The 18838-nt window shown below is 73.7% G+C and carries 22 protein-coding genes; 6 read left to right on the top strand and 16 right to left on the bottom strand.

Translation table 11 applies throughout. The features are described 5' to 3' along the window. Positions 1 to 79 precede the first annotated feature (79 nt). The 3 genes from ACFWU6_RS26060 to ACFWU6_RS26070 all read left to right on the top strand — a co-directional run bounded on the left by ACFWU6_RS26060 (position 80) and on the right by ACFWU6_RS26070 (position 3871). On the top strand, positions 80 to 901 hold the full coding sequence (locus ACFWU6_RS26060; protein ID WP_383983356.1) for a class I SAM-dependent methyltransferase: 822 nt from the start codon (positions 80 to 82) through the stop codon (positions 899 to 901). 139 nt (positions 902 to 1040) lie between these two features. After that, complete coding sequence (locus ACFWU6_RS26065) at positions 1041 to 2153, top strand: NlpC/P60 family protein (protein ID WP_383810027.1); 1113 nt, start codon at positions 1041 to 1043, stop codon at positions 2151 to 2153. 404 nt (positions 2154 to 2557) lie between these two features. Continuing rightward, positions 2558 to 3871: a PP2C family protein-serine/threonine phosphatase gene (locus ACFWU6_RS26070; RefSeq protein ID WP_383983358.1), complete on the top strand. Its 1314-nt coding sequence runs from the start codon at positions 2558 to 2560 to the stop codon at positions 3869 to 3871. Between the two features lie 61 nt (positions 3872 to 3932). Here ACFWU6_RS26070 and ACFWU6_RS26075 read toward each other — a convergent pair whose 3' ends face one another. The 6 genes from ACFWU6_RS26075 to ACFWU6_RS26100 form a co-directional block, all read right to left on the bottom strand. Continuing rightward, the gene (locus tag ACFWU6_RS26075; RefSeq protein WP_383810054.1) at positions 3933 to 4274 is read right to left on the bottom strand and encodes a DUF2516 family protein; all 342 of its coding nucleotides are present in this window, start codon (positions 4272 to 4274) and stop codon (positions 3933 to 3935) included. A gap of 136 nt (positions 4275 to 4410) precedes the next feature. Then, entirely contained in the window at positions 4411 to 5010 is a 600-nt protein-coding gene (locus ACFWU6_RS26080; RefSeq protein WP_383983360.1) for a hypothetical protein, read from the bottom strand. Positions 5011 to 5033: 23 nt separating this feature from the next. Continuing rightward, entirely contained in the window at positions 5034 to 5429 is a 396-nt protein-coding gene (locus ACFWU6_RS26085; protein ID WP_383810019.1) for a helix-turn-helix domain-containing protein, read from the bottom strand. A gap of 85 nt (positions 5430 to 5514) precedes the next feature. After that, complete coding sequence (locus ACFWU6_RS26090; RefSeq protein WP_383810017.1) at positions 5515 to 6291, bottom strand: putative protein N(5)-glutamine methyltransferase; 777 nt, start codon at positions 6289 to 6291, stop codon at positions 5515 to 5517. A gap of 107 nt (positions 6292 to 6398) precedes the next feature. After that, positions 6399 to 7643: a GNAT family N-acetyltransferase gene (locus tag ACFWU6_RS26095; protein WP_383810014.1), complete on the bottom strand. Its 1245-nt coding sequence runs from the start codon at positions 7641 to 7643 to the stop codon at positions 6399 to 6401. Positions 7644 to 7715: 72 nt separating this feature from the next. Then, a complete protein-coding gene (locus ACFWU6_RS26100; protein WP_383810011.1) occupies positions 7716 to 8291 on the bottom strand; it encodes an AmfC protein in 576 nt (191 codons plus the stop codon). A gap of 136 nt (positions 8292 to 8427) precedes the next feature. Between ACFWU6_RS26100 and dtd the strand changes: the two genes are divergently transcribed. After that, positions 8428 to 8853 (top strand): D-aminoacyl-tRNA deacylase, encoded by a 426-nt coding sequence (gene dtd / locus ACFWU6_RS26105; protein WP_383810008.1) that lies wholly within the window; start codon positions 8428 to 8430, stop codon positions 8851 to 8853. A 24-nt stretch (positions 8854 to 8877) separates the two neighbouring features. Here the strand turns inward: dtd and ACFWU6_RS26110 are convergent, their stop codons facing one another. The 10 genes from ACFWU6_RS26110 to ACFWU6_RS26155 form a co-directional block, all read right to left on the bottom strand. Next, the gene (locus ACFWU6_RS26110) at positions 8878 to 9846 is read right to left on the bottom strand and encodes a YgfZ/GcvT domain-containing protein (protein ID WP_383983362.1); all 969 of its coding nucleotides are present in this window, start codon (positions 9844 to 9846) and stop codon (positions 8878 to 8880) included. Positions 9847 to 9867: 21 nt separating this feature from the next. Further along, entirely contained in the window at positions 9868 to 10350 is a 483-nt protein-coding gene (locus tag ACFWU6_RS26115; protein WP_383810004.1) for a Fur family transcriptional regulator, read from the bottom strand. 87 nt (positions 10351 to 10437) lie between these two features. Continuing rightward, a complete protein-coding gene (locus ACFWU6_RS26120; protein ID WP_383810000.1) occupies positions 10438 to 11010 on the bottom strand; it encodes an FABP family protein in 573 nt (190 codons plus the stop codon). A 327-nt stretch (positions 11011 to 11337) separates the two neighbouring features. After that, on the bottom strand, positions 11338 to 11601 hold the full coding sequence (locus ACFWU6_RS26125; RefSeq protein WP_383809996.1) for a DUF3099 domain-containing protein: 264 nt from the start codon (positions 11599 to 11601) through the stop codon (positions 11338 to 11340). 161 nt (positions 11602 to 11762) lie between these two features. Beyond that, complete coding sequence (locus tag ACFWU6_RS26130) at positions 11763 to 12053, bottom strand: DUF1416 domain-containing protein (RefSeq protein WP_356881972.1); 291 nt, start codon at positions 12051 to 12053, stop codon at positions 11763 to 11765. A gap of 75 nt (positions 12054 to 12128) precedes the next feature. Next, on the bottom strand, positions 12129 to 12974 hold the full coding sequence (locus ACFWU6_RS26135) for a sulfurtransferase (protein ID WP_383809993.1): 846 nt from the start codon (positions 12972 to 12974) through the stop codon (positions 12129 to 12131). 184 nt (positions 12975 to 13158) lie between these two features. Continuing rightward, complete coding sequence (locus ACFWU6_RS26140) at positions 13159 to 13248, bottom strand: Ms5788A family Cys-rich leader peptide (protein ID WP_383983363.1); 90 nt, start codon at positions 13246 to 13248, stop codon at positions 13159 to 13161. A gap of 155 nt (positions 13249 to 13403) precedes the next feature. Continuing rightward, a complete protein-coding gene (locus ACFWU6_RS26145; protein WP_383983365.1) occupies positions 13404 to 14120 on the bottom strand; it encodes a DUF2993 domain-containing protein in 717 nt (238 codons plus the stop codon). 66 nt (positions 14121 to 14186) lie between these two features. Then, the gene (locus ACFWU6_RS26150) at positions 14187 to 15932 is read right to left on the bottom strand and encodes a hypothetical protein (RefSeq protein WP_383983367.1); all 1746 of its coding nucleotides are present in this window, start codon (positions 15930 to 15932) and stop codon (positions 14187 to 14189) included. Positions 15933 to 15942: 10 nt separating this feature from the next. Beyond that, complete coding sequence (locus ACFWU6_RS26155) at positions 15943 to 16197, bottom strand: MoaD/ThiS family protein (protein WP_383809985.1); 255 nt, start codon at positions 16195 to 16197, stop codon at positions 15943 to 15945. 505 nt (positions 16198 to 16702) lie between these two features. On the opposite strand from ACFWU6_RS26155, the gene ACFWU6_RS26160 reads away from it, so the two are divergent. Together ACFWU6_RS26160 and ACFWU6_RS26165 are read left to right on the top strand one after the other, a co-directional pair. After that, positions 16703 to 17542 (top strand): response regulator transcription factor, encoded by an 840-nt coding sequence (locus ACFWU6_RS26160; RefSeq protein ID WP_383809982.1) that lies wholly within the window; start codon positions 16703 to 16705, stop codon positions 17540 to 17542. A 24-nt stretch (positions 17543 to 17566) separates the two neighbouring features. Further along, complete coding sequence (locus tag ACFWU6_RS26165) at positions 17567 to 18589, top strand: LacI family DNA-binding transcriptional regulator (protein WP_383983369.1); 1023 nt, start codon at positions 17567 to 17569, stop codon at positions 18587 to 18589. The last annotated feature ends 249 nt before the right edge of the window (positions 18590 to 18838 follow it).

Here is an 18838-nt window from a genome sequence, read left to right on the forward strand (position 1 = left end):
CGCATTCCGGGGGGCGCGGATTTCCTGCTCGGTTTGCCGGATTTTTATCCGGGGAGCGCGCTCCGCTTACGCTCGGCCCATGGCCTCCCGCACCCCTTCCGCCAGCCCGAGCCGCCCCGGCCGCCCGGTGGGGTCGGTGACCCGCGGGACGACCAATCCGAACCGGTTGCGCCGGATGGACCGCTGGATCGCCGCGACGCACGGGGCCGCGCTGCGCCGCGCGGAGGCGCCGGTGGCCGTGGACCTGGGCTACGGGGCCGCTCCCTGGACAGCGGTGGAGCTGATGGCGCGGCTGCGGGCGGCGGCGCCGCGCGTACGGGTGGTCGGCATCGAGATCGAACCGGCGCGGGTCGCGGGGGCGAAGCCGTACGAGCGGGAGGGGCTGAGCTTCCGGCACGGCGGCTTCGAGGTGCCGCTGGACGGCGGGGCGCGGCCGTCGCTGATCCGCGCGGCGAACGTGCTGCGCCAGTACGACGAGGAGCAGGTCGCGCAGGTGTGGGCGCGGCTGTGCGGGCGGCTGGCCCCGGACGGGCTGCTGGTGGAGGGGACCTGCGACGAGATCGGGCGGCGGCACGTGTGGGTCGCGCTGGGTCCCGAGGGGGCGCGCACGGTGACGTTCGCGACCAGGCTGGGATCGCTGGAGCGGCCCTCGGACCTGGCGGAGCGGCTGCCGAAGGCGCTGATCCACCGGAACGTGCCGGGTGAGCCGGTGCACGCGTTCCTGCGCGACTTCGACCGGGCGTGGGCGGCGGCGGCCCCGTACGCCTCGTACGGGGCCCGGCAGCGCTGGATCCGGACGGCGCGGGCCCTGGCCGCCGACTGGCCGCTGGCGGACGGGCCGGGGCGGTGGCGGCAGGGGGAACTGACGGTGCGCTGGGAGGCGTTGCGGCCGGTGGGGTGAACGGGGCGGACAAGATCATGGCGATGTCCACAAGGGTGTTGGAATTCCCCGTCTCGTGGCACCATCCCGAAGGCAGTGACAAGTTACTGATGAATAGTCAGATCTGATACGAGATCTGGCCCGGGTGCCTGGGGGGACCATGGGGACCGTAAGGCGAGGTCGAGGCGCGAGCACGCTCGTACTGCTGTGCGCGATGGCGGTGGCGGCGACGCCGGGCCTGGCCGCCGGCGTGGCGCACGCGGCACCGGCGGCGCCCTCCGCCCCGGCGCCGGCCCCCTCGCCGAGCCCCTCACCCGCGCCGGGCTCCCGGCCGGGCGCCACGTCGCTGGAGCAGGTCCGCAAGGAGATAGAGGGCCTCTACCGCCAGGCCGGCAGCGCCACGGACGCCTACAACCAGGCCGAGGCGGAGACCAAGGCCCAGTCGGAGAAGATCGTCGAGATCGCCAGGCTCGTCGTCGCCGGCCAGGACCGCATCAACACCCTGAAGACCCGCGCGGGCGCCGCCGCCCGCGCCCAGTACCGCTCGGGCGGCCTGCCGCCCGGCGCGAAGCTGGCGCTGAGCGACAGCCCGGACCGGTTCCTCGACGGAGCGGGCCGGCTGCGGCAGGGTGAGAAGGCCGCCTCGGACCTGCTGTCCGAACTCGACCGCACCCAGGCCGACTTGCGCCAGTTCGCGACGGACGCGAGGACGCAGTGGGCGGCGATGGAGGCCAACCGCGTCAAGCAGGAGGACGCGAAGAAGCAGATCGAGGAGAAGATCAGGGCGGCGGAGGAGCTGGAGAACAAGCTGGAGGCCGAGGAGAAGGCCCGGCTGCTCCAGCTGGAACAGGACGCGCAGTACAAGGCGCAGACGGCGTGGCTGTCGACGGGCGCGATGAAGGACGTCAAGGGCGCGGCGACGGACGCCGGGAAGCGGGCGGTGCGGTTCGCGACCGCCCAGATCGGCAAGCCGTACGTCTGGGGCGCCGTCGGCCCCGCGTCGTACGACTGCTCCGGCCTGACCTCCCAGGCGTGGCTGGCGGCGGGCCGGGGCATCCCGCGCACCTCGCAGGAGCAGCTGCGGCTGCTGCCGAAGGTCGCCGTCAAGGACATGCGGCCGGGCGACCTGATCATCTACTTCGACGACGCGAGCCACGTCGGGATGTACGTGGGCGACGGCGCGATGGTCCACGCCCCGCGGCCCGGCCGGGACGTCACGATGGCGGGGGCCGGCTCGATGCCGATCAAGGCGGTCGTCCGTCCCGACGCGTAGCCGTCCCGACGCGTGCCCGTCCCGGGGGGCGGGCGGTTTCCGGGGGGTGGGCGGTTTCCGGGGCCGCCGGCGCACGGAAGCGGCCGTGACGATCGCCACAGGCCGCGCGGGCCGCGCCGGAGCCCGCCCGGCCGGTGGCGCGGGCGGCGGCGGGCCGGGGCCGCAGCCGCGGATCGGCCAGGTGGACCGGCGGACGGAGGCAACCCGGCGGGCGCGCGGCACGTCTCGTCACAGGGGACGGAACGCGGTCCCGCCGTGATGTTGGTCATCCAGTGAGACCGTTTTTCCCCCGCGATAACGGCATATGCCGGAGGCCCCGGCCGGGAACGGCATTCCGCTCCCCCGTCCGGGACCGCTAGGGTCTGCCGGACGCACCCTCGGGGGGAGGGAAGGAACCGGAGACGATGCCCGTACCCGTACCGCGGCAGAGGGACACCTCCGCCACGGAGAGCGGTCAGGCCGTTCTGCACACCACCGCACCGACGGCCGCCGCACCGACCTCGCTCGCCGCGCCGGCGATCCGGCAGACCGGTCCGCTGACGGCTCCACCGGCGACCCCGCTGACCCTGCTGGTCATCGAGGACGACCCCGCGGGCGGCCTCACCGTCCCCGAGGTCCTGGACACGGACGGCCACCGCATCCGCATCCGCACCGCCCGCAACCTCACCGAGACGGCGCGGCTGCTCACGCCCGACGTGCACTGCATCCTGCTCGACCTGTCCCTGCCCGTCCCCGCGGGCGACGACCGGCTGGCCGCCCTGCACCAGGTCCTGCGGATCGCGCCCCGCCACGCCGTCCTCGTCCTCACCTCCGAGGCCGACGCCGAACGCGCCGCGGAAGCGGTCCGCGTCGGCGCCCAGGACTTCCTCTTCCGGGACGAGCTGGACGGCCGGCTGCTGAGCCGCGCCATCCGGTACGCGGTGGAGAGAAAACGGGCCGACATCGCCCAGTACAAGCTCGCAGAATCGAAACTGCGCGCCCAGGAGAACGCCCGCCTGGAGCGCGGGCTGCTCCCCAACCCGCTGCTGGAGGGCTCCGACCTCCGCTTCGCCGCCCGCTACCGCCCCGGCCGCAGCCGGGCCCTGCTCGGCGGCGACTTCTACGACACCGTCCGCACCCCCGACGGCACCGTGCACGCCATGATCGGCGACGTCTGCGGCCACGGCCCGGACGAAGCCGCCCTCGGCGTGGAGCTGCGCATCGCCTGGCGCGCGCTGACCCTGGCGGGCCTCTGCGGCGACGACCTGCTGGCCACGCTCCAGGAGGTCCTGGAGGTCGAACGCCCCTGCGACGAGATCTTCGCGACGCTGTGCACGGTGGACATCGCCCCCGACGGGCGCCGCGCGGGCCTGTGCCTGGCCGGCCACCCGGCGCCGCTGATATCCCGGCCGGGCCGCCCCGCCCGGCTCCTCCCGTACGAGAACAGCGGCCCGGCGCTCGGGCTGCTGCCCCGGGCCCGCTGGCCCCGGCGCCAGGTCGAGCTCGGCGGTGCCTGGAGCCTGATGCTCTACACCGACGGCCTGATCGAGGGCCGCATCGGCGCCGGCAAGGAGCGCCTCGGCCAGGACGGCATGGTCGAGATGATCAACCGGCACCTGGACCGCGGCCTGAGCGGTGAGGACCTGCTGGAGGCCTCCGTGACCGAGGCCCGCCGCCTCAACGGCGGCGAACTCACCGACGACGTGGCCGTCGTCCTGCTCTCCCGCGCCGGGGGCTGAGCGCCGGCCCTCCGGCCGGGGACGGTCGGCGTCCGCCGGTGGGTCAACGTCCGCTGGTGGGTCAGCGTCCGCCGTTGTACGGCCCGTACGGACCGTCGCTGCTGCTTCCGCCCTTGCGCCGTCCGCCGCCGGAGACCTGCCTGAGGGCCGGGCGCACGTCGACGAGGAACACGATGGTCGCGACCAGGCCGGCGATCTGCAGGAACAGCATGCCGAGGAAGAAGTCCACGAGCACGGTGACGCCGAGGATGACCATCCAGAAGGTCTTGGTCTGCTTCTCGGCCGCGCGGTAGGCGTCCTCGCGGGCCACCAGCGCCAGCACGAAGGCCACGACGGCGAGCACCAGCATGGCGAGCCCGAGCAGCGGGACCACGCCTCGATCGAACCCGTCCATCAACCACATCGCGATGACCGCCTTCTCCCGCTCCGGACGCCCGACGACGCCTGCCTGCTCCACGCTACCGGCAGTGGTCGCTCGGCGGAGAACACAACGGGCCGGACACCTTCCAGGTGCCCGGCCCCGCCGTGTGTCATGCGGTTCAGCTCGCGTCGCCCTGCGCGGCGCCGACCTTCTTGGCCGTGTTCTTGCGCGCGGCGGGCTTCCTCGCGGCGGGCTTCTCCCCGTCCTCGGCGTCCTCGGCGGCCGGCGGCTCAGAGACAACCGCGGGCTCGGGGGCCGCATCGGCCGCCGGAGCGGGCTCGACGGCCACGGCGATCTCGACGATCTCGTCGGAGACGTCGCCCCGCCAGGTGCGCACGGCCTGCTCGCCGTGCTCGGCGACCTTGTCGTAGGTCTCCTTGGCGCGCACCGCGTACTCGGCGGCCACGCCGACCCCGCGCAGCGCCAGGTCCTGGGCGGTCTCGCCGAACTTCTTCGGGTCGATCGCCCCGAGCACCTCGGCGACCTTGGCGCTGACCGCTTCCTGCGCCTCCTTCGCCGCACCCCTGGCCTTCTCCTGCACGGCCTTCGGGTCGGTGTTCCTGACCGCCTCGATGCGCGCGGGGGCCTCGGCGCGCAGCTGCTCGATGAGCCCCGGCACCTTCTTGGCCTGCTGCACGGCGAGGTCGGCGGTGCCGGCGGCGAAGTAGAGCGGGGTGGGGTCGGTGAGGGTCTTCTTCAGGTCATCGGCGATGGCCATGTGCGGGTCCTCCCGGATCCATGTCAGTTCGTCGTCTTCGACGGCATTGCGTCGTCGGGCGCGGGCGGTGCGTCGAGCGCGTTCTCCTTGCGGAACGACTCGTAGACCTGGAGCAGCACCTGCTTCTGCCGCTCGTGGAGGGACGGGTCGGCGAGTATGGCGGCCCGCGTCTCCAGCTCGTCCCGGTCCCGCTCGTCCAGGATTCCGGCCTGCACGTACAGCGTCTCCGCGGAGATCCGCAGCGCCTTGGCCAGCTGCTGGAGGATGTCCGCGCTCGGCTTGCGCAGCCCGCGCTCGATCTGGCTCAGGTACGGATTCGACACCCCCGCCGCCTCGGCCAGCTGCCGCAGCGAGAGCTGGGCCTGCCGCCGCTGCTCGCGGAGGTATTCGCCGAGGTTTCCGACGTTGAGCGATGCCATGCGCCGATCCTGCCCGACTCCGCTAACTATTGCAAGCAGACGCTTGCAACAGCGCGCACCCCCTCCGGGCTCCCCCCGACGCCCCTCACCGGTCCGGGGCCGTCGCGATCACCACCGTCGCGTCGTGGTCCTCCGAGGTCAGCGTGCGGACCGCGAGGCCGGCCGCGGACAGGGCCGCGGCCGTCGCCGGGGACTGGCGGGCGCTCGTCTCGATGAGGAGGCGGCCGCCCGGGGCCAGCCAGGGCGGGGCGCCCGCCGCCACCCGGCGGTGGACGTCCAGGCCGTCCGCGCCGCCGTCCAGGGAGACCAGGGGCTCGTGGTCCCGCGCCTCGGAGGGCATCAGCGCCACCTCGTCGGTCGGGACGTACGGGGCGTTCACCACCAGGACGTCCACCCGGCCCCGCAGCGAGGCCGGCAGCGGCCCGTACAGGTCGCCCTCCCACACCGTGCCGCGGTACGGGGCCACGTTGCGCCGCGCGTACGCCAGCGCCGCCGGGTCGATGTCCGCCGCGTGCAGCTCCACCCCGCCCGGCACCCGCGCCGCCACCGCCGCGCCCAGGGCGCCGACCCCGCAGCACAGGTCCAGCACCACCGCGCCGGACCGGGCCGGCGCGGCCGCCTCCCCGACCAGGAACTCCGTGCGCCGGCGCGGCACGAAGGCGCCCGCCCCCACCTCCATGCGCAGTCCGCAGAACGCCGCCCAGCCCACCACGTGCTCCAGCGGTTCGCCCGCGACCCGGCGGGCCAGCAGGTCCGCCAGGTGCCCGTCGTCCCGCGCGGCCGCGACCAGCAGGTCCGCCTCCTCCTCCGCGAAGACGCAGCCCGCGGCGCGCAGCCGCTCCACCAGTGGCGTCGAATGCATCGAATGCGTCACAAGCCCAGTCCTTCGACCCTCGGTCCTCGGTCCTCGCTCCTCGGAGCTCAGCCCTCCCTCTACAGCGTCCACGGAGCGGCCCGGCGCCCCCGGCCTCAGAAGACGTCCGGGCACCACGGCCGGCGCGCGGTGCGGAACACCGCGTCCGCCAGCGCGACCGCCCCCGGCCGCCGCTCCGCCACCCGGCCGAGCGCGGCCAGCCGCACCGCGGACTCGTCGCCGAGGTAGAGCGAGCCCAGAACGGACACGTCCAGGGCCAGGTCGGCCGGCTCGTCGGTGCGCGCGCACGTGCCGCTGCCCGCGTCCAGCCGGTAGCGGCCGTCCGACAGGCCGGACCCGTCCTCCACCTCCAGGACGAGCACCCCCGGTACGGCGTACGTCCGCGCGCCCAGCGCCCGTACGACGTCCAGCACCCGCACCCACAGGAAGTCGGCGGTGGTCACCAGCGCGGCCGCGCGCGGATCGGGCAGCAGGTGCGGGACGAGGTCGTCGGCGGCCCGGTAGCCGGTGCGGACCTTCTCCACCCAGTCGATCGAGCACAGGAACTGCCACAGCGCCCGCTCGGCCGCCGGGGTCACGGCGATCAGGTCCTTGACCGCCACGGTGTTCAGCGGGAGCTTCGCGTCCGTCCAGTGCTCGTCGGCCCGGTAGGAGGCCAGCCCGTCCACCTGGCCGCCGGGCGACCGGTACACGGCGAAGAACCGCTCCTGGTAGGGGCGGTACGACACCTCCTCCAGGCCGGTCGTCAGCTTCCACCAGCGCGCGTCCCGGCTCACGGCGCCGTGCGTGCGCGCCCGCAGCCGCTCGTGCAGCCCCGGACCCACCCGCCGGACCTCGGCCGCGTCGACCAGGTCGATCCGCCCGCCGTCCACGGGCGCGGACAGCCGCCGGTCCAGCCCGGTGCGCGGGACGTCGATCTCCCATTCCGCGACGGAGGCGGCGGGCCCGTAGCCGTACCGCCCGTAGATCGGGTACTCCGCGGCGATCAGCGTCGACAGCACGTCGCCGCGCTCCCGGCACGCGGCCAGCTCGGCGGCCATCATCCTGCTCAGCAGCCCCTGCCGCCGGTGCGTGGGCAGCACCGTGACGTTGGTGACGGCACTGGAGCGCACGGCCCTCCCGCCCGGCACGGTCAGCTCGTGGTCGAAGGAGCGGAAGGTGGCCACGCAGCGGCCGGTGTCGGAGTCGAAGGCGCCCCGGGTCCGGGCGACGCCGTCGTGCTCGGCCCGCTGGGCGACATCGGAGGCGGACACCGCGGACGCGGTGAGGAAGCCGGTGTTCACGGCCCGCAGCCAGTCTGGAAGTTCGGATTCGGCGATCGGCCGGACGACAGCGCTCATAGCGGCCCACGCTAACCGGCCCGTCGGGCCCGCGTCGCCCGAATTCCGGCCCGCCGCCGGGGCCGCCGCCCCTCAGACCAGCAGGTCGTCGACCTGCGCCTCGCCCTCCCGGTACCGCCGGGTGATCTCCGTACTGCAGTCGTCCGCCGTGCGCTGGAGCTGCTGCCGGCGCCGTGAGACCTGCTGCTCGTACCGGGTCAGCCGGCCCAGGCCGTCGTGCAGTTCGCCGTCCGTACGGGCGCCCAGGTCCGAGAGCTCCACGTCGGACAGCATCTCCGCCGCCAGCAGCCGGTACTCCTCGCCGTGCGGGGTGCCGAGCGTGACGTGCCGGGCCGAGGCGCTGCGGCTGGAGGGGGCGTCGGCGAGGATCTCCGAGAGCCGGTCCACCACGGGGCTCTCGGGATCGGCCCGCCGGGCCAGCTCGGCCCGCAGGATGTCGATGCGGCCCTGGAGCAGCCGGCGCACGTAGCTCAGGTCGGCCTCGTCGCGCTGCGCGTCGCGGCGCAGCGCGCGCAGTTCCGGCAGCCCGAGAGCGGTGGTCGGCGTCGCCGGGCCCGGGGTGTCGGCGGTGCGCTGCGCGGGCGGTCGTACCGCGGCAGCGGAGATGGAAGCGGGTGAAGCAGGTACGGAGGTACCAGAAGTATTCATGCGAACGAGTCCGTCCCCTCGACCGGTGCGGCGCACCCGCACCGCCTGCGTGCATCGTGCCACTCCCCGTGCCCCCGATGCAGTCCCAGTGCACCCGATCGGCCCCGGACGGGTGCACGCCTGGTACACAGGTGGTATGCGAGCTGTGGTGCAGAGGGTGGACGGCGCGAGCGTCGTCGTGGCGGGCGAGACCGTGGGCGAGATCGTCGGCGAGGGGCTGTGCGTGCTGGTGGGGGTGACCCACGACGACACGCCGGAGAAGGCTGCGCTGCTGGCGCGCAAGCTGTGGTCCGTGCGCATCCTGGAGGCGGAGAAGTCCTGCAGCGACGTGGACGCGCCGCTGCTGGTGATCTCCCAGTTCACGCTCTACGGGGACGCCCGCAAGGGCCGGCGCCCCACCTGGAACGCGGCCGCGCCCGGCCCGGTGGCCGAGCCGCTGGTGGACGAGGTCGTGGCGCAGCTGCGGGAGCTGGGTGCGACGGTGCAGACGGGCCGCTTCGGCGCGGACATGCGGGTCTCGCTCACCAACCACGGCCCGTTCACCATCGTCATCGACATCTAGGTCCTGTCGTCCGACCCTCGGGCGCTACGGCGCCACCACGACCTCCTGGGCGGCGGCCGTGTTCCCGGCCAGCAGCGGCGCGTCCACCGGGACGTTCCGCTTGACCAGGGCGAGCGCGATCGGGCCCAGCTCGTGGTGGCGGACCGCCGTGGTCACGAAACCGAGCTGGCGGCCCTCCCCGCCGTCGGCGGCGAGGCGGACCGGCGCCCCGTGCGCCGGCAGCAGCACCTCGGAGCCGTCCAGGTGCAGGAAGACCAGGCGGCGCGGGGGCTTGCCCAGGTTGTGGACGCGGGCCACCGTCTCCTGGCCGCGGTAGCAGCCCTTCTGGAGGTGCACGGCGGTGCCGATCCAGCCCAGCTCGTGCGGGATCGTCCGGTGGTCGGTCTCCAGGCCGAGCCGCGGCCGGTGCGCCTCGACGCGCAGGGCCTCGTAGGCGAGGAGCCCCGCGGCCGGACCGTGCGCGGCGGCGAAGGCCTCCAGCTCGGCGCGGGGCAGGAAGACGTCGCGGCCGTGGGCGGTCTCCCGTACGGCGTGCTCCTTGCCGAGCTCGGTGATCGAGCCGGCCGGGAGGTGCACGACCGCGAACTCCTCGGTGCGGTCGGCGACTTCCACCCGGTAGAAGAACTTCATGGCCTCCAGGTAGGCGATCAGCTCCGCCTGGGTGCCCGGCTCCACGTGCGCCCAGGTGGTCTCGCCGTCGTCGACGAGGTACAGCGCGTGCTCGATGTGGCCGTTGGCGGACAGGATCAGCGCCTCGGTGGCCTGCCCGGCCGGGAGCTCGGTGAGGTGCTGGGTGAGCAGCAGGTGCAGCCAGCTCAGCCGTTCGGGTCCGGTGACGGTGACCACCCCGCGGTGCGAGAGGTCGACGAAGCCGCGGCCGTCGCTGAGGGCCCGCTGTTCGCCGTAGAGCTCGCCGTAGTGGGCGGCGACGCCCTCGTCGCGGCCTTCGGCCTGTACGGCGCCGGGGAGGTGGAGCAAAGGGCTGCTGGTCATGGGACCCAGCCTACGACCCGGTCAGGCGCGAGCGGCACGGTGTTCGGCCGCGCACTTCTTGCAGCGCCCGAAGATCGCGAAGTGCTTCATGTCGGTCTCGAAACCGAAGGTGGCGCGGAGCTTCGCGGTGAACTCGGCGGCGATGTCCACGTCCGCCTCGATGACGTCCGCGCAGTCGCGGCAGACCAGGTGGATGTGGTGGTGCCGGTCGGCGAGGTGGTAGGTGGGGGCTCCGTGGCCGAGGTGGGCGTGCGAGACGAGGCCCAGCTCCTCCAGCAGCTCCAGCGTCCGGTAGACCGTGGAGATGTTGATCCCGGAGGCGGTCCTGCGCACCTCGACGAGGATCTCGTCCGGGGTGGCGTGCTCCAGGTGGTCGACGGCCTCCAGCACGAGCTGGCGCTGGGGGGTGAGCCGGTACCCGCGCTGGCGCAGGTCGGCCTTCCAGTCGCCGCCGGCGGCGCTGTCGGTGCCTTCGGTGCCTTCGGTGCTCTCGGTCCTCACCACCCGGCCAGTGTAAGCGCGCGAAGGGGACCGCGGGCTTGCCCGCGGTCCCCTTCTTGCACAGCCTGTGGACGTTGCGGACCCGTCGGATCAGCGGAAGAAGGCGATGCCGTCGTCCGGCATGTCCGGGAGGTTGCGCGCCATCTCGGCGACCTCCTCGGGCGTGACGACCTTCTTCAGCTGCGCCGACATGTACGGGCGCAGCTCGACGTCGGGGGTGGCCTTCTCGCCGACCCACATCAGGTCGCTCTTGACGTAGCCGTAGAGCCGCTTGCCGCCGCTGTACGGACCGGAGGCCGCGGTGCGGGCGACGGCGTCGGTGGCCAGGTCGATCTGGGGCTTCTGGTCGGCGAGCTCGCCGTACCAGACCTCGACGACGCCCTGGTCGCGGACCATGACGACCTCGACCTTGCGGTCCTTGTCGATGCGCCAGTAGCCCGACTCGGACTCGAGCGGCCGCACCTTCTTGCCCTCGGCGTCGAGGACCCAGGTGTGGGAGGTGTACTCCAGGAAGTCCCGGCCGTCGTGGCTGAAGACGACCTCCTGGCCGAAGTTGCACTTCTCCTCACCGGGGAAGTCGAAGACTCCCGCGCCCTCCCAGTTGCCGAGGAGGAAGGCGAGGGGGACGAGGCCCGGGTTCAGGTCGGACGGGATCTGGATCATGGATGGCTGCTCAGGCTCTGTGGGGAGGGGTTCCGGGGCGGTCGGCTGCGCGGACGCTCAGCGCTGACCCTGGTACAGCTTCTTGACGGCCAGGCCGGTGAAGGCCATGACGCCGACGCAGACCAGGACCAGCAGGGAGGTGAAGACTGCCTCAAGCACGGGGTGCTCCTCGGAGGATTCGGTGCGGTGTACGGCCGGTCCCCAAGCCTACTGGCCCGGGGACCGGCGCACGCTGGGAGGGCGGCCGTAGGGGCGGCGGGCGGCAGTCAGCCCGGCAGCCGGTGCTGGAGGACCACCGTCCGGTGGAAGGGGACGGGGGCGGACCGGTCAGTCCTCACGGCGCCGCTTTCCGTCCAGTTCGTCCCACCACTCGTCCGACGTCGGGTCCCCCGAGGGGTCGTCCCACCAGCGGTCGTCCGGGCCCCGCCGGTTGGCGATCATCGCCGCGACGGGCGGGATGACCATGGCGACCACGCACAGCGCCACGGCCGCCGGGACCGACCACAGGCGCACGAAGGACCACGCGGACACGAAGAGGAGCAGGCATCCGCCCATGAGCAGGAAGTAGGCGCGTCGGCGCCGGGCGTACATACCTCCAGCGTAGGGCGGCCCCGCGCGCGGGCAAGCCCTCGGACGGCGCGAAGGGCCGCACCCCGTTCCAGTGGCGTCCAACCCCCGGGGGTGCGGCCCTTCGGCCGGTCGTGTCGTCGTGCGGCCGGGCCGTCACGCCGTCGCGGTCACGCGTGGTGCGGTCAGACCGCGATCGCCACGTCCGTCACGCCGCCGGCCTCGGCGACCACGACGCTGCGGTCCGCCGTGCCGCCGGGCACGAGCGCCCGCAGCGTCCAGGAGCCGGTGGCCGCGTAGAAGCGGAACTGGCCGGTCGCCGAGGTCGGGACCTCGGCGGTGAACTCGCCGGTCGAGTCCAGCAGGCGGACGTAGCCGGACACCGGCTCGCCGCCCTGGGTGATCTGGCCCTGGATGGCCGTCTCACCGGGCTTCAGCGTCGCGAGGTCGGGCCCGCCGATCTGTGCTCCACACATGTTCTCTGTCCTGTCCTAGAGGTCGTACGTGACTACGGGCCCCGCGTGCCCGGCAGGGCTGCCTGCGGGCCTTGCCTACTTGTTGGCGCCGAGCTCGATCGGCACGCCGACCAGCGAGCCGTACTCGGTCCACGAGCCGTCGTAGTTCTTGACGTTCTCCTGGCCCAGGAGCTCGTGCAGCACGAACCAGGTGAGCGCGGAGCGCTCACCGATGCGGCAGTAGGCGATGGTGTCCTTGGCCAGGTCGACCTGCTCGGCCTGGTAGAGGGCGGTCAGTTCCTCGTCCGACTTGAAGGTGCCGTCGTCGTTGGCGTTCTTCGACCACGGGATGTTGCGGGCGGTCGGCACGTGGCCGGGGCGCTGCGACTGCTCCTGCGGGAGGTGCGCCGGGGCGAGCAGCTTGCCGGAGAACTCGTCGGGCGAGCGGACGTCGACCAGGTTCAGGGAGCCGATCGCGGCCGTGACGTCGTCGCGGAAGGCGCGGATCGACGTGTCCTGGGGCTTGGCCTTGTAGTCGGTGGCCGGGCGGTTCGGGACGTCCTTGCCGTCGACCAGGTCGCGGGAGTCGAGCTCCCACTTCTTGCGGCCGCCGTCGAGGAGCTTGACGTCCTGGTGGCCGTACAGCTTGAAGTACCAGTAGGCGTAGGACGCGAACCAGTTGTTGTTGCCGCCGTAGAGGACGACGGTGTCGTCGTTGGAGATGCCCTTGGCGGAGAGGAGCTTCTCGAAGCCCTCCTGGTCCACGAAGTCACGGCGGACCGGGTCCTGGAGGTCGCTCTTCCAGTCGATCCGGACGGCGTTGGTGATGTGGTTCTTGTCGTACGCGGACGTGTCCTCGTCCACCTCGACGATGACGACGTTCGCGTCGTTCAGGTGGGCCTCGACCCAGTCGGCGTCTACGAGGACGTCGCTGCGGCTCATGGTGTTCTCCTCCGGGGCAGTGTGCGGCGGGACTGTGCTGCGGGTGCTGCGGCTGCGTGTGCTTCCGGGTGCGTCACCGGCCCCTGCGCGGGGAGGCGTCAGGGGGTCGGGAGGCGGGTGCGGTCACGCGAGAAGGGCCCGTGAGGGGCCGTCGTCCGGCTGATGGAGCGGATGCGCTCACACGTCACATGGATCGACAGAGCATGGCGGCGACGCGACACAGGTCTACTGCCCGCCGCTTCGTGAGGTCCGCCTGCTGGTGCTTCATAAGCATGGATCGTAGGGACGAATCGACCGCCCTGTCACCGTTGTGTCATATGGCGAGACAGGATCGTCCGCATAGCGGGACGCAGGGTCTCCGGGCGGCCGCCGCGGCGCCTCCCGGGCCCTCCGCGCGGCCCCTACGCCTGCGGACCGGACCCCGCCGTCTCACGATCCGGCCAGCACCACGTTCGAGCCGCTCAGCGAGAGGTGCACGCCCGCCTCGTCCGAGGTCAGGGCGGACAGCTGGAGCCCGGCGGGCAGTCCGCCGTCCAGCCGGCGGTCGAAGTCGGTCTTCTTGCGGACCAGGCCCTCGATGCCGGGAAGGCCCTCGCCGGGCACCTCGTCGGCGTGCACGCGGACGACCTTGCCGCCCTTGCCGTCCTCCGCGTCCACCAGGGCGACGGTCGACACCACGCTGCGGGTCAGGGTCCTGCCCAGGACGGTCACCCCCGCGGTGACTTTCACCTTGCCCGGCGCCCCGCCGTAGGTGAGGGTCGCGCCCGTCTGCGAGGCCGCCGTCAGGTCCGCGTACGTGATGAGGGCGGACCCCTCGGCGCGCTCGGCGGTGCCCCCGCTGTAGTCCCCGTTCAGCTTCACCCCGTGGAAGCTCGCGTCGACCTCGGAGAGCCGGGTCTTGCGGCCCTCGGCCATCGCCTCGACGCCGCGCAGCCTGAGGTCGACCCGGTCCAGGTCGTGGCTGAGCGCCTGGGTCAGGAACGGAAACCCGTGGATCTCCACCTCCGAGGTCCCGGCCAGTCCCTGCCGGGCCTGTATCCGCTCGGCCAGCCGGTTCTCCGCGTAGCCGACCGCCCAGCGGTCCACGCCCACGAAGAGCGCGCCCAGAACGACTCCGATGATCACTACGACACGCAGGAAGCGCACGTGTCCCTCCCCCTCTACTCGTCGGTACGTGCGCCCTAGTTGACCATGCCCGGTGTCGGGCAGGGATCAGCCCACCACCCGGCCCATCAGGTACACGGCGGGCGCGGCGGCCGCCAGCGGCAGCGCCACGCCGGCCGTCATGTGCACGAACTTCGACGGGTAGTCGTACGCCGCCACCCGCAGCCCGACCAGTGCGCACACCCCGGCCGCGAGGCCGATCAGCGCACCGCCCGCCCCGACCGGGGTCAGCCCGCCCACGGCGATGCCGGCGCCGGCCGCCGCGGCCAGCGCGACACCGACCGAGGGCGCGGTGGGCAGCGGCAGCGCACGGGCGAAGACGGCGACCGCCACGGCGGCCGCGCCGACCGTGGCGGCGGCCGGGTCCGCGGCCAGGTAGCCGGCGCAGACGACGGCCAGGGCCGCGGACGCCACCGAGGCCATCAGCCCGTACATCCGCTCGTCGGGATCGGCGTGGCTGCGGAGCTGGAGCACGAGGGTGAGCAGCACCCAGGCGCCGAGGGTGCCGACGATCGCGCCGGGGCCGTACGGCTCGGCCACGGCGAGCACGGCAGCGTCGGCGACGAGCGCGCCGGCGAAGGCGAGGGCGATGCCCTGGCGGGCCGGCCACATGCCGTTGAGGCGGAACCACCCGGCCGCGGTGAGGCCCTGGAGGACGATCAACGGGACGAGCAGGGCGTACTGGCCCAGTACCGCGGCCACGGCCAGGAGCACGCCGAGGGCCGCGGTCAGCAGGGCGGGCTGCGGCCCGGGGTCGATGATCGGCGACCGGCCCTCGGCGCGGGCCTGGGCGGGGTCGACGGCGCGCACGGTGTTCCCGGCCAGGGTGGGCGGGGAGTACGCGGGCTCCTCGCCGGCGGTCTCCGGTGCGGGCGCGGCGTGGGCCGGGCCCCGGGCGGGGGCGGCTTCGGGGCCGGGGTAGGGCGGCAGGTAGGCCGTCTGCTCGACGGCCGGCTCCCCGGGCGCGCTGCGGGCGGCCTCCGGGGCATGCGGGGCCTGCGGCGGCAGATAGGCGGTCTGCTCGGCGGCGGATTCTTCGGCCCAGGCCGCCCCGGACCCGCCCCGGGACCAGTCCTGGACGGGTGCCTGTGCGGCCGGGGCCGGGCTGCCGGCGCCGGCCTCGGACCGGTCCCAGGGTGCCGAGGGGTCTGCGCCGGCCTGGGACCAGTCCTGGGCCCGGGCGGGTGCGGCCGGGGGCTCTTCGCGGTACCAGCCCTCCGGGGCAGCGGGCCGGTCCGGGGCGCGGGAGGGGTCGTGGTCCTGGTACGGGGGCAGGTACGCCGTCGCCTCGGCCGGGGCCTCCTCCCGGTAGGGCGGGAGGTAGGCCGTCTCGGCAGCCGGGCCGACCGCCCCGTCACCCTGCGGCCAGGCCGCGACGGACGGCGCCTCCTCGCGGAACCAGCCGTCCGGGACGCCCGTCCCGCCGTAAGCCTGCGGGGGCTGCTGTGCCTGCTGTGCCTGCTGGGGCTGCTGGGGCTGCTGGAACTGCTGGAACTGTCGAGGCGCCGGATCGGCCTGTTCGAACGGCTCCTGCTGCATCGGATCCGCCGGGCCGGGGTACGGCTGCGCGTACGCCCCGTCCGGCGCCGGGGCCTCGTCGCGGAACCACCCCTCGGGTGCGACCGGCCGGTCCGGGTCTCCGCCGTGCGGCGGCTGCGGCTCGTGCACCGGCTGGTAACCGGTGTCCCAGGTCTCGGACTGCCAGGTCTGGGTCCCGTACGGGTCCTGCGGCTGCTGCGGCTGCTGCGCCTGCTGCGCCTGCTGCCGGCGCTGCTGTTCCTCGGGCGTGCTCATCGGCTCCCGCTCACCCGCCCGCGAACGGCGGGAGCACCTCGACGGTGCCCCCCTCGATCAGCTGGACGGAATCGTGCGGGCGCTTGCCCACAGGTTCGTCGTTCACGAGGAAGGAGCATCGCAGCAGGACCCGGGTCAGCTCACCGGGGTGGCGTTCCCGCACGGCGTCGAGCGCCTCGGCCAGGGTCCGCGCCGAGTACGGCTCCTCCGCCGTCTTGGCCGCGGCCTTGGCCGCCGCCCAGTAGCGGATGGTTCCGGTTGCCACTGCTGCTCCCCTCGTCGGCTCTCTGCCGTCGACCTCCATGATGACCCCTCCTACCCCCCGCCCCCGCGTGCATCCACGCGCCGCGCGTGCGCCCGGGGGGCCCGGCGGAGCACCCCCGATCCGGTGAAACCGGGGCATACGCAGGGCGGGGACGCGGCGCGGGGGCGTGGCACGAACCACAGAACCGGAAGTCCCCGAAGCCTCGGCCGGGAAAGGCCCGGTGGGCTATTCTGCTGCGAAGAGGATCCGGGCAATGTTGCCCCCGGGTCCTTTTGTGCTTTCAACACGTTGAACGCACGAAGAACGGTGGTGTCCGTCCGGGCCCCGGGGCGCGGGACCCGAGCGGACACGGCACACGACGCACGACGCACGACGCACCACGCACCACGCACCACGCACGACGTACGAAGCAGTACCGCGCACGTCCTCGACGGGACCGAGGAGGAACCGACGTGATGGACCAGCGAACCGTGTTCGACCGCCCGACCCGGGCAGGTGACCGGGCATGAGCTCTCTCCTGCTGCTGACCAACGCCCTGCAGCCGTCGACCGAGGTGCTGCCCGCCCTCGGCCTGCTGCTGCACAACGTACGGGTGGCGCCCGCCGAGGGTCCGGCCCTGGTGGACACCCCCGGCGCCGACGTGATCCTCGTCGACGGCCGCCGCGACCTGCCGCAGGTGCGGTCGCTGTGCCAGCTGCTCCGCTCGACGGGGCCCGGCTGTCCGCTGGTCCTCGTCGTCACCGAGGGGGGCCTGGCGGCCGTCACCGCCGACTGGGGCATCGACGACGTCCTCCTGGACACCGCCGGCCCCGCCGAGGTCGAGGCACGGCTGCGCCTGGCCACCGGCCGCCAGCAGATGGGCTCGGACGACTCCCCGATGGAGATCCGCAACGGCGACCTGTCGGTCGACGAGGCGACGTACTCCGCCAAGCTGAAGGGGCGGGTCCTGGACCTGACCTTCAAGGAGTTCGAGCTGCTGAAGTACCTCGCCCAGCACCCGGGCCGGGTCTTCACGCGGGCCCAGCTCCTCCAGGAGGTCTGGGGCTACGACTACTTCGGCGGCACCCGGACGGTGGACGTCCACGTACGGCGGCTGCGCGCCAAGCTGGGTCCCGAGCACGAGTCGCTGATCGGCACCGTCCGCAACGTCGGCTACCGCTTCGTCACGCCGGAGAAGGTCGAGCGGGCCGCGGCCGAGGCGGCGGCCCAGGCGGCCGCGCAGCTGGCGGCCCAGGCCGCCGCCGCACCGGCCGTCCGGACCGCGGCTGCGACCCCGCCGGCCGTCACCCGGCCGGCGGAAGACCCTGTGAGCATCCACTCGGCCGGAGGCCCTGCCCAGAGGTAGGTCACCCCGCGTAGACTGCCGCGCGTGGCCAAGGTGACGCGGGATGACGTGGCGCGACTTGCGGGTACCTCTACCGCCGTCGTGAGCTATGTCATCAACAACGGACCCCGGCCGGTCGCCCCGGCCACGCGCGAGCGTGTCCTCGCCGCGATCAAGGACCTGGGCTACCGCCCGGACCGGGTCGCACAGGCGATGGCGTCGCGGCGCACCGACCTCATAGGCATGATCGTCCCGGATGCCCGGCAGCCGTTCTTCGCGGAGATGGCGCACGCGGTCGAGCAGGCCGCCGCCGAGCGCGGAAAGATGGTGCTCGTCGGCAACAGCGACTACCGCGACGAGCGCGAGGTCCACTACCTCCGGGCGTTCCTGGGCATGCGGGTCTCGGGCCTGATCCTGGTCAGCCAGGGCATGAGCGAGCGCGCCGCCTCGGAGATCGAGGCCTGGGACGCGCGGATCGTGCTGCTGCACGAGCGCCCCGAGGCGATCGACGACGTCGCCGTCGTCACGGACGACATCGGCGGCGCGCAGCTCGCCACCCGCCACCTGCTGGAGCACGGGCACCCGTACGTCGCCTGCCTGGGCGGGATCGAGAACACCCCCGAGGTCGGCGACCCGGTGGCCGACCACGTCGAGGGCTGGCGCCGGGCCATGCTGGAGTCCGGCCGCTCGGTGGAGGGCCGGCTGTTCCAGGCCCCGTACAACCGCTACGACGCGTACCAGGTGGCCCTGGAGGTGCTGTCCGGCCCGGACCGCCCGCCGGCGATCTTCTGCGCCACGGACGACCAGGCCATCGGCGTGCTCCGGGCCGCCCGCGAACTGCGCATCGACGTACCGGGTGAGCTGGCGGTCGCCGGGTTCGACGACGTCAAGGAGGCGGCTCTGACGGACCCGCCGCTGACGACGATCGCCTCGGACCGGCCGGCGATGGCACGCGCGGCGGTGGACCTCGTCCTGGACGACGGCCTGCGGGTGGCGGGGTCGCGCCGGGAGCGGTTGAAGCAGTTCCCCTCGGCGCTGGTGATCCGGCGCTCCTGCGGCTGCCGCTAGCCTCCGGCGGTCGGCGGGTGGGTGCCCCGGCCGGCCGGGGCCCGCACGCGGCTGTCCCCCGGACGCGCGTTCCCGCCTGCGGCCCGGCTTCTCGGGGCTCCGCCCCGAACCCCGCGCCTCAAACGCCGGCGGGGCTGGATCGTGGTCGCTGCCGTCCCGAACCCGCCGCTTCGCCGCCCGCGGGGCTGGGGGGTCGCCGACGCGCCGAGTGGGCCGCTTCGCGGCAGACTTTTAAGGGCTCGTCGGGTT

Source organism: Streptomyces sp. NPDC058674 (assembly GCF_042716505.1).
Taxonomy (GTDB): domain Bacteria; phylum Actinomycetota; class Actinomycetes; order Streptomycetales; family Streptomycetaceae; genus Streptomyces.

Bases quoted from the DNA above. Each gene is read 5' to 3' on its own strand.
- ACFWU6_RS26100 (WP_383810011.1), bottom strand. From the start codon at position 8,291: ATGAATACTTCTGGTACCTCCGTACCTGCTTCACCCGCTTCCATCTCC.
- ACFWU6_RS26095 (WP_383810014.1), bottom strand. From the start codon at position 7,643: ATGAGCGCTGTCGTCCGGCCGATCGCCGAATCCGAACTTCCAGACTGG.
- ACFWU6_RS26085 (WP_383810019.1), bottom strand. From the start codon at position 5,429: ATGGCATCGCTCAACGTCGGAAACCTCGGCGAATACCTCCGCGAGCAG.
- dtd (WP_383810008.1), top strand. From the start codon at position 8,428: ATGCGAGCTGTGGTGCAGAGGGTGGACGGCGCGAGCGTCGTCGTGGCG.
- ACFWU6_RS26070 (WP_383983358.1), top strand. From the start codon at position 2,558: ATGCCCGTACCCGTACCGCGGCAGAGGGACACCTCCGCCACGGAGAGC.
- ACFWU6_RS26060 (WP_383983356.1), top strand. From the start codon at position 80: ATGGCCTCCCGCACCCCTTCCGCCAGCCCGAGCCGCCCCGGCCGCCCG.
- ACFWU6_RS26090 (WP_383810017.1), bottom strand. From the start codon at position 6,291: ATGCATTCGACGCCACTGGTGGAGCGGCTGCGCGCCGCGGGCTGCGTC.
- ACFWU6_RS26065 (WP_383810027.1), top strand. From the start codon at position 1,041: ATGGGGACCGTAAGGCGAGGTCGAGGCGCGAGCACGCTCGTACTGCTG.
- ACFWU6_RS26075 (WP_383810054.1), bottom strand. From the start codon at position 4,274: ATGTGGTTGATGGACGGGTTCGATCGAGGCGTGGTCCCGCTGCTCGGG.
- ACFWU6_RS26135 (WP_383809993.1), bottom strand. From the start codon at position 12,974: ATGAGCCGCAGCGACGTCCTCGTAGACGCCGACTGGGTCGAGGCCCAC.
- ACFWU6_RS26140 (WP_383983363.1), bottom strand. From the start codon at position 13,248: ATGCTTATGAAGCACCAGCAGGCGGACCTCACGAAGCGGCGGGCAGTA.
- ACFWU6_RS26150 (WP_383983367.1), bottom strand. From the start codon at position 15,932: ATGAGCACGCCCGAGGAACAGCAGCGCCGGCAGCAGGCGCAGCAGGCG.
- ACFWU6_RS26130 (WP_356881972.1), bottom strand. From the start codon at position 12,053: ATGTGTGGAGCACAGATCGGCGGGCCCGACCTCGCGACGCTGAAGCCC.
- ACFWU6_RS26120 (WP_383810000.1), bottom strand. From the start codon at position 11,010: ATGATCCAGATCCCGTCCGACCTGAACCCGGGCCTCGTCCCCCTCGCC.
- ACFWU6_RS26110 (WP_383983362.1), bottom strand. From the start codon at position 9,846: ATGACCAGCAGCCCTTTGCTCCACCTCCCCGGCGCCGTACAGGCCGAA.
- ACFWU6_RS26160 (WP_383809982.1), top strand. From the start codon at position 16,703: ATGAGCTCTCTCCTGCTGCTGACCAACGCCCTGCAGCCGTCGACCGAG.
- ACFWU6_RS26080 (WP_383983360.1), bottom strand. From the start codon at position 5,010: ATGGCCATCGCCGATGACCTGAAGAAGACCCTCACCGACCCCACCCCG.
- ACFWU6_RS26125 (WP_383809996.1), bottom strand. From the start codon at position 11,601: ATGTACGCCCGGCGCCGACGCGCCTACTTCCTGCTCATGGGCGGATGC.